The 16,776-nt window shown below is 37.6% G+C and carries 14 protein-coding genes and 2 tRNA genes; all 16 read right to left on the reverse strand.

The annotated features are described in order from the left end of the window. On the reverse strand, positions 1–1,224 hold the full coding sequence (locus OQ267_RS12365; RefSeq protein WP_088302926.1) for an OmpP1/FadL family transporter: 1,224 nt from the start codon (positions 1,222–1,224) through the stop codon (positions 1–3). Between the two features lie 72 nt (positions 1,225–1,296). Further along, positions 1,297–1,608 carry a DUF3467 domain-containing protein gene (locus tag OQ267_RS12370; protein WP_029283255.1) on the reverse strand — a complete coding sequence of 104 codons (312 nt, stop codon included), beginning with the start codon at positions 1,606–1,608 and terminating at the stop codon, positions 1,297–1,299. A gap of 76 nt (positions 1,609–1,684) precedes the next feature. Continuing rightward, positions 1,685–1,960, reverse strand: a complete 276-nt coding sequence (locus OQ267_RS12375; protein ID WP_265818750.1) for a hypothetical protein — start codon at positions 1,958–1,960, stop codon at positions 1,685–1,687. 89 nt (positions 1,961–2,049) lie between these two features. After that, a complete protein-coding gene (gene rpoC, locus OQ267_RS12380; RefSeq protein ID WP_265836163.1) occupies positions 2,050–6,336 on the reverse strand; it encodes a DNA-directed RNA polymerase subunit beta' in 4,287 nt (1,428 codons plus the stop codon). Between the two features lie 91 nt (positions 6,337–6,427). Beyond that, positions 6,428–10,231 (reverse strand): DNA-directed RNA polymerase subunit beta, encoded by a 3,804-nt coding sequence (rpoB, locus tag OQ267_RS12385; protein WP_088302928.1) that lies wholly within the window; start codon positions 10,229–10,231, stop codon positions 6,428–6,430. A gap of 157 nt (positions 10,232–10,388) precedes the next feature. Beyond that, on the reverse strand, positions 10,389–10,766 hold the full coding sequence (gene rplL / locus OQ267_RS12390; protein WP_029279312.1) for a 50S ribosomal protein L7/L12: 378 nt from the start codon (positions 10,764–10,766) through the stop codon (positions 10,389–10,391). Between the two features lie 64 nt (positions 10,767–10,830). Next, on the reverse strand, positions 10,831–11,352 hold the full coding sequence (gene rplJ, locus OQ267_RS12395; RefSeq protein WP_088302929.1) for a 50S ribosomal protein L10: 522 nt from the start codon (positions 11,350–11,352) through the stop codon (positions 10,831–10,833). 2 nt (positions 11,353–11,354) lie between these two features. Continuing rightward, a complete protein-coding gene (rplA, locus tag OQ267_RS12400; protein WP_029283242.1) occupies positions 11,355–12,053 on the reverse strand; it encodes a 50S ribosomal protein L1 in 699 nt (232 codons plus the stop codon). Between the two features lie 20 nt (positions 12,054–12,073). Then, a complete protein-coding gene (rplK, locus tag OQ267_RS12405; protein WP_010601094.1) occupies positions 12,074–12,517 on the reverse strand; it encodes a 50S ribosomal protein L11 in 444 nt (147 codons plus the stop codon). Positions 12,518–12,668: 151 nt separating this feature from the next. Beyond that, positions 12,669–13,133 (reverse strand): hypothetical protein, encoded by a 465-nt coding sequence (locus tag OQ267_RS12410; protein ID WP_265836164.1) that lies wholly within the window; start codon positions 13,131–13,133, stop codon positions 12,669–12,671. Next, complete coding sequence (locus OQ267_RS12415) at positions 13,130–14,260, reverse strand: hypothetical protein (RefSeq protein WP_265836165.1); 1,131 nt, start codon at positions 14,258–14,260, stop codon at positions 13,130–13,132. The genes OQ267_RS12410 and OQ267_RS12415 overlap by 4 nt, the downstream gene beginning before the upstream one ends. 119 nt (positions 14,261–14,379) lie before the next feature. Beyond that, a complete protein-coding gene (gene nusG / locus OQ267_RS12420) occupies positions 14,380–14,919 on the reverse strand; it encodes a transcription termination/antitermination protein NusG (protein WP_029283241.1) in 540 nt (179 codons plus the stop codon). Between the two features lie 9 nt (positions 14,920–14,928). Continuing rightward, on the reverse strand, positions 14,929–15,126 hold the full coding sequence (secE, locus tag OQ267_RS12425) for a preprotein translocase subunit SecE (RefSeq protein WP_010601092.1): 198 nt from the start codon (positions 15,124–15,126) through the stop codon (positions 14,929–14,931). A 109-nt stretch (positions 15,127–15,235) separates the two neighbouring features. Next, positions 15,236–15,306: transfer RNA gene (locus tag OQ267_RS12430), tRNA-Trp, on the reverse strand. Positions 15,307–15,362: 56 nt separating this feature from the next. After that, positions 15,363–16,550 carry an elongation factor Tu gene (gene tuf / locus OQ267_RS12435; protein WP_029283239.1) on the reverse strand — a complete coding sequence of 396 codons (1,188 nt, stop codon included), beginning with the start codon at positions 16,548–16,550 and terminating at the stop codon, positions 15,363–15,365. A 119-nt stretch (positions 16,551–16,669) separates the two neighbouring features. Further along, positions 16,670–16,741: transfer RNA gene (locus tag OQ267_RS12440), tRNA-Thr, on the reverse strand. Between the last annotated feature and the right edge of the window lie 35 nt (positions 16,742–16,776).

The raw sequence follows: 16,776 nt of genomic DNA on the forward strand, positions 1-16,776 counted from the left end.
CTACCATTTATAAGTTAATGAAAGACCTGGTGCATAAACCAATGTTTTGAACGTACCATCTAATCCGGTTTCTTTGTTCTTTTGCTGACGTGATTTAACGTCTTCAAAAAAGAATGATGCATTCAGTTCAAAATGTCTTGTTGGTGCATAACCCACACCTGCACTTAAGATATAACGGTCAGCATCCGGTGCTTCCGGTGTAACATAACCATCCTGAACGGGAGAAAATGCATACCCCACTCCTGCACGTAATGCCAGTTTTTCTGAAGCCTGGTGATTAATACCCAATTTAAATGATGATCCGTCACGGTAATTTCTTTCTGAAGGTCTATCTGTTAACTGAGGTGTATTGATTGCATAATCAAATGTTAAATCCTGATAAATATGCCATTGTACCCAACTGGCATCGAAGGCCAGAACAGTATTTTTTGATAAAGGCACACCTATACCTAAAGACGTAGTAGAAGGTAATGGCAATTCAGCATTAAAAGTATTCCCTGCAGGAAATGCGCCCCTTAATGATTCAGGCACATCAAATGTTGCAGATCCTCCTTCTAACTTTGTAATTACCTTTGATTTATGAACGACAGCGAAGGTAATGTTACTTTGCGTTTTAATATATAAACCTGCATTCCATCCATAACCACTACCCGTGCCTTCTAATGTTGCATGGCCAGATCTTCCGTCAGGATAATTTACGGGTAATGCCCTTTGAAGATTTACCTCTCCATGGTTATAAACAAACCCTGCTCCAATACCAATGTTTTCTGTAATTTTTACACTTAAGGTCGGCTGGAAATATATGGCCTTTAAATTCAAAGAGGTTAATGCATATCTTCCGGACCAATCGTTACCCCAATCGACCAAACCACCAAAAGGTGTATAAACGCCCAATCCTAATTTCCATTTATTGGACTTGGGACCCCATACAGCGTAAGCTTCGAAAGGAGGGGCAATTTTATTTTTAACGTTCTCCGTGATATTTGATCCCGTTTGTTTAAATGCCGATTTAAATAACAAAGGATTTACGCCGGCAGAAATAGAGTTCTTTTCCAGAAAAGAAACAGCCCCCGGATTATAAAAGACTGAAGCTTCATCTAAAGCCAATGCAGATCCTGCACCAGCCATACCAATCTGCTTTTGCCCTTGTAAGTTAACCTGGAAACCCTGTCCAAACACCCACAGCGGGACAGAAAGTACTACGCTCAATAAAATTTTTTTCATTTTTATATATGGTTATACACAAATATATATTATGCTGGCATAGCAAGCAAATATTTAGAATAAGAAATTATATTAAGCCTGCGCAGTTGGTCCGCCAAAGCCCATTGGAAATGGCGGCTCTTCCTGTGTTTTAATCCGGCCATTTATGGCTTCAAATTTTTGAATGTTATCATCAAGTGCACTTAATAATCGTTTAGCATGTTCAGGTGTTAAAATAATACGTGATTTCACCTTCGCTTTAGGAATGCCCGGCATTACCCGGATAAAATCCAGTACAAATTCGGTATTAGAATGTGTGATGATAGCCAGATTAGAGAAAATACCTTCTGCAATTTCTTCTGATAGCTCTATATTTAGTTGGTTTTCGTTTTGTTGTTCTTCCATAATAGATCAAAAATAAAAAATTCCGCTACTTGATAGCGGAATTAAATGTAATATTAAAAATAAGTTCTTTTATAATTTATTTCATCATAAAATTAATGAAACCTATTACAGCACCAACAATAGCTAAAAATTGAATAAGTCCAACCAAGTAAATAAATTTTGAAAGCTCAGATTTTACCTGTAAAATATATTCTTTTGTATTTGCGATATCTTCCTTAGTAGCTAAGGTTTCTCTCTTATTATCAAATTCAGATCTAACTTCTTCCTTCACAAAAGAAACCAACTGTTCAGCTTCCTGTTCTCCAAGCTTAGCTTTTAAAAGCTGAAAGAGTTGAATTTCTGTTACGCTCATTATTTTATTTTTATAGAAAACAAAAAATCTATTCCAAACAAAAAAGTCCCCCACTTTTGGTGGAGGACTTGATTTAAAGTATTTAAATTTTAAGCTTCTACTTCTTCTTGTTTCGAAGCCAATAATTTATCGTATTCTTCCTGAGAACCCACGATGATTCTTTCGTAACCACGTACACCAGTACCTGAAGGGATTAAGTGACCAACGATCACATTTTCTTTCAAGCCTAACATATTATCGCGTTTACCTGCAATCGCCGCCTCATTTAATACTTTCGTAGTTTCCTGGAACGAAGCCGCAGAAATGAACGATTTAGTACCCAATGAAGCTCTTGTAATACCCTGTAAGATAGAACTTGCTGTCGCTGGTCTTGCATCTCTAACCGTGATCTGTTTTAAATCCTTACGTTTCAATTGAGAATTTTCATCTCTTAATCTACGTAATGAAACAATCTGACCTGGTTTGAAATCGTTAGAATCACCTGCATCTTCCACAACTTTCTTGTCATACATCGCATCGTTTTCGTCAGCAAAATCCCAACGGTCAACGGCATTGTTTTCTAAGAAAATCGTATCACCCGGATCTTCAATGTGAACTTTTTGCATCATCTGGTGAACAATTACCTCGAAGTGCTTATCATTAATTTTTACCCCTTGTAAACGGTAAACCTCTTGAATACCATTTACTAAGTATTCCTGAACCGCTGCCGGACCTTTAATAGATAAGATATCCGCTGGAGAAATTGAACCATCAGATAAAGGCATACCCGCTTTTACAAAGTCATTATCCTGTACAAGGATGTGTTTAGATAATGGAACCAGGTATTTTTTAACTTCACCATCTTTAGATTCGATGGTAATCTCACGGTTACCACGTTTCACGCCACCTAAAGTTACCACACCATCAATCTCAGTTACTACAGCTGGGTTTGAAGGATTACGTGCTTCAAATAACTCTGTTACACGAGGCAAACCACCCGTAATATCCCTGGTTTTACCAGTAGCACGAGGAATCTTAGCGATAATCTGACCAGTTTGGATGCTTTCACCTTCATCAACCGAAACGTGAGCACCTACCGGAATGTTATAACCTTTGATAAATTCACCTTTCTTATCCACAATCTGAACAGAAGGGTTTTTAGTTTTATCACGGGTATCAATAATCACTTTTTCACGGTGACCAGTTTGCTCATCTGATTCTTCACGGAAGGTAACACCTTCAATAATGGCATCAAATTGTGCTTTACCGGCAAATTCTGAAAGAATAACCGCGTTGTACGGATCCCAAGAACAGATTTTGTCGCCTTTTGATAACTTATCTCCTTCTTTAACGAATAAGAATGCACCATAAGGAATATTATTGGTTACAATGATACGCCCTGTTCCTGGTTCAACAATTTTGAACTCACCTGAACGACCCAATACCACCTGAACTGTACCATCTTCTGTTTGTGTATCAACAGTACGGATATTTTCGAATTCGATCACACCATCAAACTTAGCTACGATGTTTGATTCTGCCGCAATGTTAGATGCAGTACCACCCACGTGGAAAGTACGAAGTGTTAACTGTGTACCCGGCTCACCGATTGATTGTGCTGCAATTACACCAACTGCCTCACCTCTTTGAACGCGTTTACCAGATGCCAGGTTACGACCATAACATAATGCACAAACACCACGTTTTGCCTCGCAAGTTAATACTGAACGAATCTCAATACCTTCTAAAGGCGATTCTTCGATCAATTTAGCAACTTCCTCGTTTATATCTTCGCCCGCACCTACTAATAATGTATTATCCAGAGGATTATACACATCATGTAATGAAGTACGGCCTAAAATCCTGTCGTATAATGGCTCAACGATATCTTCCTGATCTTTTAAAGCAGTAGTATACATACCTCTTAAAGTACCACAATCGTTATCATTCACAATCATATCCTGTGCAACGTCATGTAAACGACGGGTTAAGTAACCCGCATCTGCCGTTTTTAACGCCGTATCTGCCAAACCTTTACGCGCACCGTGAGTAGAGATAAAATACTCTAATACCGATAAGCCTTCTTTAAAGTTTGATAAGATAGGGTTTTCAATGATATCACCACCTGATCCTGATTTCTGAGGTTTCGCCATCAAACCACGCATGCCGCAAAGCTGACGAATCTGCTCTTTCGAACCACGTGCACCTGAATCAAGCATCATGTAAACTGAGTTAAAACCTTGGTTATCTGACGATAACTGAGTCATAACGAAAGTAGTTAACCTGTTGTTGATACGGGTCCAGATATCGATAATCTGGTTGTAACGTTCGTTGTTAGTAATGAAACCCATATTATAGTTGTTTCTTACCTCTTCAACTTCAGCAGCTGCCTGTTCTAACAAAGTATGTTTCTCTACCGGAATGTTTACGTCTTGTAAGTTGAACGATAAACCTCCCTGGAAAGCCATTTTGAAACCTAATTCTTTGATGTCATCCAGGAATTGAGAAGCACGGGCCATACCAGTCATTTTAACTACTTCACCGATAATATCTCTTAACGATTTTTTAGTTAATAACTCATTGATATAACCTACTTCTTCAGGAACCAATTGGTTAAATAATACCCTACCAACAGTAGTTTCAGTTAATTTATTAATGATGGAACCATCGTTTTGCTTCACATTTACTCTTACTTTAATGAAAGCATGCAGGTCTAATTCTTTCTCATTATAAGCGATAATCACTTCTTCCGGAGAATAGAAATTTGAATCCTGACCTTTTACAACCCTCGTTTCATCTGTTCTGCGGCCTTTAGTAATATAATAAAGACCCAAAACCATATCCTGAGATGGTACTGTAATTGGCGTACCGTTTGCAGGATTCAAGATGTTATGTGCGGCCAACATTAATACCTGGGCTTCCAAAATTGCTGCATTACCTAACGGTAAGTGGACAGCCATCTGGTCACCATCAAAATCGGCGTTGAATGCGGTACACACTAACGGGTGTAACTGGATGGCTTTTCCTTCAATTAATTTTGGCTGGAAAGCCTGGATACCCAGCCTGTGTAGTGTAGGTGCACGGTTTAATAATACCGGGTGACCTTTTAATACATTTTCTAAAATATCCCAAACCAACGGATCTTTTCGATCAACGATTTTCTTGGCAGATTTAACTGTTTTTACCACACCACGCTCAATCATCTTGCGAATAATGAACGGTTTGTAAAGCTCGGCAGCCATATCTTTAGGGATACCGCACTCATGTAATTTTAGGCTGGGCCCTACAACAATTACAGAACGGGCTGAATAATCCACACGTTTACCTAATAAGTTCTGACGGAAACGACCTTGTTTACCTTTCAGGATATCTGAAAGTGATTTCAAAGCACGGTTACCTTCAGTTTTAACCGCATTAACTTTACGTGAGTTATCAAATAACGAATCTACAGCTTCCTGCAACATCCGTTTTTCATTACGTAAAATTACCTCTGGTGCTTTAATCTCGATCAAACGTTTTAAACGGTTGTTACGGATAATTACACGACGGTATAAATCATTTAAATCTGAAGTAGCGAAACGACCACCTTCTAATGGAACTAATGGACGCAATTCTGGTGGAATAACCGGAACGATTTTAACAATCATCCACTCAGGGCGATTTTCGATACGGGTATTGGCACCACGGAAAGCTTCAACAACCTGCAGACGTTTTAAAGCCTCATTTTTACGTTGTTGAGAAGTTTCATTAGCAGCCTGGTGACGTAAATCGTAAGATAAGGTATCTAAGTTAATACGCTTCAATAAGTCTTCTAATGCTTCAGCACCCATTTTGGCGATGAATTTATTAGGATCTTTATCGTCTAAGTATTGGTTTTCTTTAGGTAATTTATCTAAGATATCTAAATATTCTTCCTCTGTTAAGAAGTCCATATAGTTGATCCCTTCTTCAGCCATTAAGCCTGATTGGATCACTACGTAACGCTCGTAATAGATAATTAAATCTAATTTTTTAGTAGGTAAACCTAATAAATAACCGATTTTGTTTGGTAACGAACGGAAATACCAGATGTGCGCAACAGGCACCACCAATGCGATGTGTCCCATACGCTCACGACGTACTTTCTTCTCTGTTACTTCAACACCACAACGATCACAAACAATACCTTTATAACGGATACGTTTGTATTTACCGCAATGACATTCGTAATCTTTTACCGGACCAAAAATACGCTCACAAAACAAACCATCACGTTCAGGTTTGTAAGTACGGTAGTTAATGGTTTCAGGTTTCAACACCTCACCGCTTGAACGTTCCAGAATAATTTCCGGAGACGATAAGCTAATCGTGATTGATGTGAAATTGCTTTTTAATTTATTATCCTTTTTGTAAGACATATCTCTTTCTTTAATGATTGAAGGATTGAGTGATTGAATGATTGAATGACAGTTACCCATCATTCGCTCATTCACTCATTCTTTCATTCAATTAGTCTAACGTAATATCTAAACCTAAACCGCGTAACTCATGTACCAATACGTTAAACGATTCCGGTACACCTGGAGTTGGCAGGTTTTCACCTTTAACAATGGCTTCGTAAGTTTTGGCCCTTCCGATCACATCATCCGATTTAACGGTTAAGATCTCCTGAAGAATATTAGCAGCACCGAATGCCTCTAATGCCCAAACCTCCATCTCACCAAAACGCTGACCACCAAACTGAGCTTTACCACCCAATGGCTGTTGTGTAATTAATGAATATGGTCCGATTGAACGGGCGTGCATCTTATCATCAACCATGTGACCAAGTTTCAGCATATAAATAATACCTACTGTGGTCGTCTGATCGAAGCGCTCACCTGTTAAACCATTGTATAAGTAGGTTTTTCCGGAAGCCGGAACACCTGCTTTAGCGATCCACTCTTCTACTTCATCATGGGTTGCACCATCAAAAATCGGCGTAGCAAATTTCACACCCAATTCCTGACCAGCCCATGCCAGAATAGTTTCATAAATCTGACCCAAGTTCATACGTGAAGGTACACCCAGTGGGTTCAACACAATATCAACCGGTGTACCATCGGCCAAGAAAGGCATATCCTCATCACGTACAATACGTGCAACAATACCTTTGTTACCGTGGCGACCTGCCATCTTATCACCTACTTTTAATTTACGTTTCTTAGCCACATAAACTTTTGCCATCTGTACGATTCCTGAAGGAAGCTCATCACCTACACTGATCGCAAATTTATCGCGTTTGTAAGCGCCAAGTTCTTCATTCACACGGATACCGTAGTTGTGGAGCAACATTTTAATCATCTCGTTTTTGTCATCATCAGTAGTCCATTTGTTAGGGCTAATGTGTGCAAATTCAAGATCAGCTAAAATTTTCTGTGTAAATTTCGCGCCTTTAGCCACCAATAATTCTTTGTAAATGTTGAATACACCCTGTGAGGTTTTTCCATTTACAATGGTGAATAACTTGTCAACTAATTCTGCTTTTAACTTCTCAGTGATCTGATTATAATCTTTGTCTAATTTTTCAATCGCTGATTTCTCTTCCGCTTTTGTTGTTTTCTTAGCACGGCTGAATAATTTGGTATCAATTACTACACCCTGAATGGAAGGAGGCGTTTTTAAAGATGCATCTTTCACATCACCTGCTTTATCACCAAAGATTGCACGTAGTAATTTCTCTTCCGGTGAAGGATCAGATTCACCTTTTGGCGTAATCTTACCAATTAAAATATCACCTTCTTTTACATCAGCACCAACACGGATAATACCGTTTTCATCAAGGTCTTTTGTAGCCTCTTCAGAAACGTTCGGGATATCTGGTGTTAATTCCTCTTCTCCACGTTTAGTATCACGTACTTCTAATTCAAATTCTTCAATATGCAATGAAGTGAAAACGTCATCACGAACAATACGCTCATTGATTACAATCGCATCCTCAAAGTTGAAACCTTGCCAAGGCATGAAAGCCACTTTCAGGTTTCTACCCAATGCCAATTCACCATTTTCAGTAGCATATCCTTCGCAAAGAACCTGTCCTTTAGTAACTTTCTGACCTTTCTTAACGATTGGTTTTAAGTTGATACAAGTATTCTGATTGGTTTTTTTGAACTTAATTAAACGGTAAGTTTTGCTATCGCCTTCAAATGAAACCAAACGATCATCTTCGTTACGCTCATATTTAATGGTGATTTCATTTGCATCTACATATTCTACCACACCGTCGCCTTCTGCATTGATCAGCGTTCTAGAGTCACGGGCAACGCGACCTTCCAAACCTGTACCAACAATTGGCGCTTCAGGACGTAACAATGGCACGGCCTGACGTTGCATGTTCGATCCCATCAAAGCCCTGTTCGCATCATCATGTTCTAAGAACGGAATCAACGATGCAGCAATTGAAGTAATCTGGTTAGGCGCAACATCCATCAAGTCTAATTTCTCAGGCTCAATAATCGGGAAGTCACCCTCATAACGTGCTTTAACGCGTGGTGTAATGAAGTTACCTTTATCATCATATTCTGCATTCGCCTGAGCAATGGTTTTACCATCTTCATCTTCTGCAGATAAATAAATCACGTCTGAATCTACAACTACTTTACCATCTTCAACACGTTTGTATGGTGTTTCAATGAAACCTAGGTTATTGATTTTTGCATGCACACAAAGTGATGAAATCAAACCAATGTTTGGTCCCTCCGGTGTTTCAATTGTACATAAACGACCGTAGTGCGTGTAGTGAACGTCACGTACCTCGAAACCAGCTCTTTCACGTGATAAACCACCTGGGCCTAAAGCTGATAAACGACGTTTGTGTGTAATCTCTGCCAATGGATTCGTTTGATCCATGAACTGAGATAACTGATTGGTACCAAAGAAAGAGTTGATTACTGATGATAACGTACGGGCGTTAATCAAATCAGTTGGTGTAAAAACCTCGTTATCGCGAATGTTCATCCGCTCACGGATGGTTCTGGCCATACGAGCTAAACCAACACCGAACTGTGCGTACAACTGCTCACCTACCGTACGTACACGACGGTTAGATAAGTGGTCAATATCATCCACTTCTTCTTTAGAGTTGATCAGTTTGATCAGGTATTTAACAATTGCGATAATATCCGCTTTTGTTAATACTTTTACATCATCAGGAGTATTCATTTTCAATTTACGGTTGATGCGGTAACGACCAACATCTCCTAAATCGTAACGTTTATCCGAGAAGAATAAACGGTCAATGATACCACGTGCAGTTTCCTCATCAGGTGGTTCTGCGTTACGCAAAGCACGATAGATGTTTTCTACAGCCTCTTTTTCTGAGTTTGATGTATCCTTTTGTAATGTATTATAAATAATGGTATAATCGGCCTGGCTGGCACCATCTTCCTTAGAAAGGATAATGGTTTTTACACCCGCTTCAATTACCATATCAATGTGTTCGTCTTCAAGAACGGTTTCTCTTTCGAGAATCACTTCATTACGGTCGATAGAAACTACCTCACCTGTATCTTCATCTACAAAATCTTCGACCCATTTCTTTAAAACTCTAGCAGCCAGTTTACGACCAATATATTTCTTTAAACCTGATTTACTAACTTTTACTTCGTCAGCAAGATCAAAAAGTTCTAAGATGTCTTTATCAGAATCGTAACCGATGGCACGTAATAAAGTGGTAACCGGGAATTTTTTCTTACGATCGATATAAGCATACATCACGTTATTTACGTCTGTAGCAAACTCGATCCATGAACCTTTAAAAGGAATTACACGTGCAGAATACAATTTGGTTCCGTTAGTGTGACGGCTTTGGCCGAAAAACACACCAGGAGAACGGTGTAATTGCGAAACGATTACACGTTCAGCACCGTTAATCACAAATGTACCTTTTGGTGTCATATACGGGATGGTACCTAAATACACATCCTGGATAATGGTTTCAAAGTCTTCATGTTCAACATCGTTACAAGAAAGCTTTAGCTTTGCTTTTAATGGAACATTGTAGGTTAATCCACGCTCAATACACTCGTGTATATCGTAACGTGGCGGATCAACAAAATAATCAAGAAATTCTAATACGAAGATATTTCTTGAATCTGTTATTGGAAAGTTCTCAGCAAACACTTTAAACAAACCTTCGCTAGAGCGATCGTCTGATGTGGTATCTATCTGGAAAAATTCTCTGAATGATTGCAATTGCACATCCAGAAAATCCGGATAGTCTATAATGTGCTTACTAGTTGCAAAATTTACTCTTTGTTCGACTGTCTTTGCCAATGGACTAAAAGATTTTAGTTTAAGAATAAACTATTTGCTTGGTTCGGGTTTGAAACATTCTCATTAACCAAACAAAATGAGGTGTTTATAAACAGGTAAAGACACCGACATTTTCAGTCGGTGTCTAATACATTTTTAGCTAAGCTAAATTAAGTGATTACTTAATTTCAACTACTGCTCCAGCTTCTTCTAATTGTTTTTTAAGCGCTTCTGCTTCGTCTTTAGTAACACCAGCTTTTAATTCTTTTGGTGCGCCATCAACTAAGTCTTTTGCTTCTTTCAAACCAAGGCCAGTTAAGTCTTTTACAAGTTTAACAACTGCTAATTTAGCGCCACCAGCTTCTTTTAAGATAACATCAAAAGATGTTTTTTCTGCAGCAGCAGCAGGTGCATCACCACCAGCAGCAGGACCAGCAACTACAGCAGCAGCTGCAGGCTCGATACCATACTCGTCTTTTAAGATTTGAGCTAATTCGTTAACTTCTTTAACGGTTAAGTTTACTAATTGCTCAGCAAACGATTTTAAATCTGCCATTTTATTAAGATTTTAAATTTTTACGTAAAATAATTTTGTTTTATTTGCGAACTTAAGGTGTTCGTTAACCTTCTCTTTCCTGAAGAGTTTTAACAATTCCTGCAATTTTGCCTCCACTTGATTTAAGCGCAGATACAACATTTTTCGCTGGTGATTGTAATAATCCAATGATATCGCCAATAAGCTCTTCTCTCGATTTTAAGCTTACTAAGTTATTCAACTGGTCATCGCCAACGTATACTGATGAATCTATAAATGCTGCTTTAAGCAATGGTTTATCAGATGTTCTTCTCAAAGCTTTAATCAACTTAGCCGGAGCGTTTGCTGTTTTTGAGAATAATAATGATGATGAACCTTTAAGGGCTTCGTATATCTCAGAAGCATCGCCATCTAAACCTTCAATCGCTTTGCGGATTAAAGAGTTCTTGGCAACTTTCATGATGATATCATCTTCGAAACATTTGCGGCGGATGTTATTAATCTGCTCAACAGAAAGGCTAGAGGTATCAGCAATATAGAAATTGCCATACTCTTGCATTTGTCCTTGTAGTTCTAAAACTACTTCGTTTTTTTCTTCTCTGTTCATGATTAAATCCCCGCTACTGATTTAGTTTCAATTGCAATTCCAGGACTCATTGTAGAAGACACGTGAATGCTTTTAAAATAAGTTCCTTTTGCAGCAGATGGTTTTAATTTAGAGATCACCTGAATAATTTCAAGTGCATTCTCATAAATTTTGTCTGCTGGGAATGATACTTTTCCTATCGAGGCGTGTATGATACCCGTTTTGTCTACTTTAAAATCAATCTTACCTGCTTTAACTTCAGTTACAGCTTTACCAACATCGTTAGTTACTGTACCTGATTTTGGATTAGGCATTAAGTTCCTTGGACCTAAAACACGGCCCAATTTACCTACCTTAGCCATACAAGCTGGTGTCGTGATAATAATGTCTACATCGGTCCAACCACCTTCAATTTTAGCTACATACTCGTCTAAACCTACGAAGTCTGCGCCAGCTGCTTTTGCTTCTTCTTCCTTATCAGGAGTTACCAAAGCTAAAACACGTACAGTTTTACCTGTTCCGTGTGGTAAAGTAGCAATCCCACGTACCATTTGATTGGCTTTACGCGGATCTACACCTAAAGATACATCAATATCTACTGATGCATCGAACTTAGTGGTAGTGATTTCTTTTACCAAAGCAGCAGCAGCCTGTAAAGTATAAGCTTTACCAGCTTCTATCTTAGCATGTGCCTTTTTTTGATTTTTAGTTAATTTCGCCACTGTTGTAAACTGTTTTTTAATTAATTGTTCCAGGGTGCGTCACCAGAAACGGTGATTCCCATACTGCGTGCTGTTCCAGCAACCATACTCATTGCAGATTCGATTGTAAATGCATTTAAATCAGGCATTTTATCTTCAGCAATAACTTTAATCTGGTCCCAGGTCACCGACCCAACTTTCTTACGGTTAGGCTCAGCAGAACCACTCTGTAATTTAGTAGCATCTTTTAACTGGATAGCTACCGGAGGGGTTTTGATGATGAAATCGAATGACTTATCAGCATAAACAGTAATTACAACTGGCAATACTTTACCTGCTTTATCTTGGGTACGAGCGTTGTACTGTTTGCAAAACTCCATAATGTTCACCCCTTTAGCACCTAATGCAGGTCCTACTGGTGGCGATGGATTTGCCGCTCCGCCTTTGATCTGTAATTTGATCATTGCACTGACTTCTTTTGCCATTTTGTGTTTTTTGTTTATTTAAAACTCAATGTTAAATATTGGAAGCATGTAACATTTAATTCCTTCAAGCTCCTATAAAGCTTAAAGGACTGCAAAGATATGGATAATCTTGCAGTCATACAATAGATTAAGTAAAATAATATTTTAATTCTTAGATAGTTCTTTCATTTATTCCAATAACCTCAAAACCACTGTCTTCCTTCTTTTTTATTCTCAATTGAAAATCGTGTCCTGTTGATCTGAAAATAATCTCTATGTATATTAACCCATTCTTAAGTTCTAATTGTATCACCTCTGTAAATGGAATAGGGTTATAAATATTTTTTCTACTTAAAATATCCATGATTTTAGTACCCTCAGGCAGCATGACACACCCTTTTCCATTGACTACTATTTTAACATCTTTATTAAATCCTTTAGGTTGAATAAGTTGTAAAGGCTGACTATAATATTCTTTTGGTAAGACATTCTGTTTTAAAATGTGATTTAGTGCTACATTTAGTATTAAAACTGAATCTCTATTATTTATGCTTTTCGTTTCATACCTCTTACATGAACAGTAAAGAATTATGGTTATTAGGCAAAAACAAATATCTAATATGATTATTTTTCTCATTTTTTATAAAGTCTAAATCTATAATTATAAGGAGCCGCTCCATCGTTTTCAATTATTAAACCAAAAGCAGACTGTTCAAAGCCATAACCATATTCATAATTACGATCTAATCCATTCGCAGCACGCGACTGATGCACAAATTCATGCAAAGCAGTAACTGCAAGTAAAAAACCTGTCGCTTCCTGTGTTTCAAGTAAATTAGCAGTTTCTAAACCTCTTACCCAACTTGCATCAATATTTATCACATCAGGATTTTCTGCTCTATCAAAATAACCATATTTCCCTGTCAATTCTTTAACAGTAATTGTTGGGCCTTGACCAAATTTTACTTTTTCTAATATTTGTTCCCGATTATAGCCTGACCACTTTATTAAAGCATCCATAACTTTTTTATCATTAGCTACAAAACTTTCTAGTCTCTTTATTAAATCAGTAAATTTAGGATATTTATCCTGTGTTGATTTATCTATAATAAAATTACCTACACTACTTGTATTACCAGTACCTCCTCCTGGCCCAGGAGGTACTACGGGAAATGGATTCCAAGTGGGATCAGGATTTCCAGGGGCAGTTATAATTACATCATTTAAAGGAATTCCATTATGACAGTTATTACAGTAAGAAATTCCTTTCCAACCGCCTAAACTAATCTTATTATCACGAATACCTCCGTTCAATGACATTAGTCTACCATTTTTACCCGAAACATTAAATGTAGAGATTCCAAACTTGCCTGTCGAGTAAATCTGGACTAAACTATCTGGCCTAGTTTTTATTATTCCAACAATATTATCATAATTGAGTATAGCCGTAGCAATACGAACAAAAGCACTTATATTATTATCTGAATCAACACTGTAATAATAATATGAATTTACTCCAATACTTTCATTATTAAATGAAAATATATAAATTTTGCTGTAAGCATTTTCTACTAACCGGTAATTGTTCCAGTCTACAATTGCTAAATAATCTTTTCTGTGATGCAAATTTTTAAATTCCTTTAAAAATTTTGCTTTTGAATTTCTGATAATTTCTTCTTTATAATTTTCATCCTTTTTACATCCATAAAAAGCAAAACAAATTATAATTAAAACTATTCTAAAGCTTAAATAATGTCTATGCATATTTTTCTTTCAAAATTATCATTTTTATTTAATCTAAATAAAAATAAATAACTCTAATTACATAAAAAAACCTCCGAAAATAAATCCGGAGGTTTAATTTTTTTATATCGTAAATCTTATTATTCTTTTTCTACCTGCATATAGTTAAGTTCCAGTGGCGTTTTACGACCAAAAATCTTAACCATCACTTTTAATTTTTTCTTCTCTTCGTTCACTTCTTCAATCACACCAGAGAAACCGTTAAATGGTCCATCCATAACTTTAATACCTTCACCAACATAATAAGGAACATTCATGGTTTCACCCTGTTCGCTCATTTCATCAACCACCCCTAAAATACGGTTTACTTCTGCCTGGCGCATTGGGATTGGGTTACCAGCTTTATCACCTAAGAAACCAATCACACTATTAATCCCTTTAATGATGTGCTCTAACTCGCCATCTAATGTTGCTTCGATTAAAACATAACCAGGATAAAAGTTACGTTCTTTGGCAATCTTTTTCCCATCCTTCATCTGGTAATATTTCTCCATAGGGATTAACACCTGTGGAACCAAATGAGAGAAACCTAAACGGCTGATCTCAGCATCAATGTATTGTTTTACCTTCTTTTCTTTACCGCTAACCGCCCTTACAACGTACCACTTTAGATCGCTCATTAGTAAATATTAATTAGAAAGTGATTTATAAAAAGTATCTAACACAAAGGTAGATCCCTTATCCATTGCAAAAATAACCAATGCAATGATTAGAGAAGCTACTAAAACAAGAATCGCAGAGCTTTGCAACTCGCCCCAGGTAGGCCATGTAACCTTACTGGTCATTTCATCGTATGATTCTTTTATAAACTCAACTACTTTAGCCATATCAAATTATTGAATGAGAGAATGAGTAAATGAGTGAATGATATTGTCTTGAAAGCTGTCCTTCAAATTCAATCATTCACTCATTCTAGAACTCAATCATTATGTTAAGCACGGGAACAAGGATTCGAACCCTGATCAAAGGTTTTGGAGACCTCTATTCTACCGTTGAACTATTCCCGTGTGTATAAAAAAGAGCTAGCCTTAACTAGCTCTTTTTATATTATTGTTAGCTTAAATTAAGCTAAGATTTCAGTTACCTGACCAGCACCTACTGTTCTACCACCTTCACGGATAGCGAAACGTAGACCTTTTTCCATTGCAATCGCGTTAATTAATTTAACTGTGATTGTAACGTTATCACCTGGCATTACCATTTCAGTTCCTTCAGCTAGTGAAATCTCACCAGTTACGTCTGTGGTACGGAAATAGAATTGAGGACGATATTTGTTGAAGAATGGCGTGTGACGACCACCTTCTGCTTTTGATAATACATAGATCTCAGCTTTGAAATCAGTGTGAGGAGTTACTGAACCTGGTTTACAGATTACCATACCACGACGGATATCAGTTTTCTCAATACCACGTAATAATAAACCTACGTTATCACCAGCTTCACCGTAATCTAAAATTTTACGGAACATCTCTACACCAGTTACGGTAGATTTTAAGTTCTCAGCACCCATACCTAAGATCTCAACCGGATCTCCGGAGTTGATTACACCACGCTCAATACGACCAGTAGCAACAGTACCACGACCAGTAATTGAGAATACATCTTCAACAGGCATTAAGAAAGGAAGATCAGTTAAACGTGGAGGAATTGGAATGTAGCTATCAACTGCAGCCATTAATTCCATAATTTTTTCCACCCATTTAGCATCACCGTTTAATCCACCTAATGCAGAACCTTGGATTACAGGAATGTCATCTCCAGGGAAATCGTAGAATGATAATAATTCACGAACTTCCATTTCAACTAATTCTAATAATTCAGGATCATCAACCATATCCACTTTATTCATGAATACAACTAATGAAGGAACACCTACCTGACGAGCCAATAAGATGTGCTCGCGGGTTTGTGGCATTGGACCATCAGTAGCAGCAACAACGATAATTGCACCGTCCATTTGAGCAGCACCTGTAACCATGTTTTTCACGTAATCCGCGTGACCTGGACAGTCAACGTGTGCATAGTGACGGTTAGCTGTTGAATACTCAACGTGAGCTGTATTGATTGTAATACCTCTTTCTTTTTCCTCTGGAGCAGAGTCAATTGAATCGAATGAACGTGCCTCAGATAAACCTGCATCAGCCAAAACTTTTGTAATAGCTGCTGTTAAAGTTGTTTTACCGTGATCGACGTGACCGATTGTACCGATGTTTAAGTGCGGTTTACTGCGGTCAAATTTTTCTTTTGCCATTTTATTTATAACTAATTAGTAGGTTAACTTTTTATTATTTTTATTTATTGTTTTTCCAACACAAAAAACCTTGCCTCTTCTGTATCTTTAACAGATTTAACAAAGCTTTATTATACCTGAGCCAACTATGGGAATTGAACCCATGACCTCTTCCTTACCAAGGAAGTGCTCTACCGCTGAGCTAAGTCGGCTAATTTAGTTCCCAGTTTTCAGCCGTCAGTTACAG

This window comes from Pedobacter sp. MR22-3 (assembly GCF_026240075.1).
Classification (GTDB): Bacteria; Bacteroidota; Bacteroidia; order Sphingobacteriales; family Sphingobacteriaceae; genus Pedobacter.

Coding starts and splice junctions, on each gene's coding strand:
- OQ267_RS12365 (WP_088302926.1), bottom strand. CDS start 1,224: ATGAAAAAAATTTTATTGAGCGTAGTACTTTCTGTCCCGCTGTGGGTG.
- OQ267_RS12370 (WP_029283255.1), bottom strand. CDS start 1,608: ATGGAAGAACAACAAAACGAAAACCAACTAAATATAGAGCTATCAGAA.
- OQ267_RS12375 (WP_265818750.1), bottom strand. CDS start 1,960: ATGAGCGTAACAGAAATTCAACTCTTTCAGCTTTTAAAAGCTAAGCTT.
- rpoC (WP_265836163.1), bottom strand. CDS start 6,336: ATGTCTTACAAAAAGGATAATAAATTAAAAAGCAATTTCACATCAATC.
- rplL (WP_029279312.1), bottom strand. CDS start 10,766: ATGGCAGATTTAAAATCGTTTGCTGAGCAATTAGTAAACTTAACCGTT.
- rplJ (WP_088302929.1), bottom strand. CDS start 11,352: ATGAACAGAGAAGAAAAAAACGAAGTAGTTTTAGAACTACAAGGACAA.
- rplK (WP_010601094.1), bottom strand. CDS start 12,517: ATGGCAAAAGAAGTCAGTGCAATGATCAAATTACAGATCAAAGGCGGA.
- OQ267_RS12410 (WP_265836164.1), bottom strand. CDS start 13,133: ATGAGAAAAATAATCATATTAGATATTTGTTTTTGCCTAATAACCATA.
- OQ267_RS12415 (WP_265836165.1), bottom strand. CDS start 14,260: ATGCATAGACATTATTTAAGCTTTAGAATAGTTTTAATTATAATTTGT.
- nusG (WP_029283241.1), bottom strand. CDS start 14,919: ATGAGCGATCTAAAGTGGTACGTTGTAAGGGCGGTTAGCGGTAAAGAA.
- secE (WP_010601092.1), bottom strand. CDS start 15,126: ATGGCTAAAGTAGTTGAGTTTATAAAAGAATCATACGATGAAATGACC.
- tuf (WP_029283239.1), bottom strand. CDS start 16,550: ATGGCAAAAGAAAAATTTGACCGCAGTAAACCGCACTTAAACATCGGT.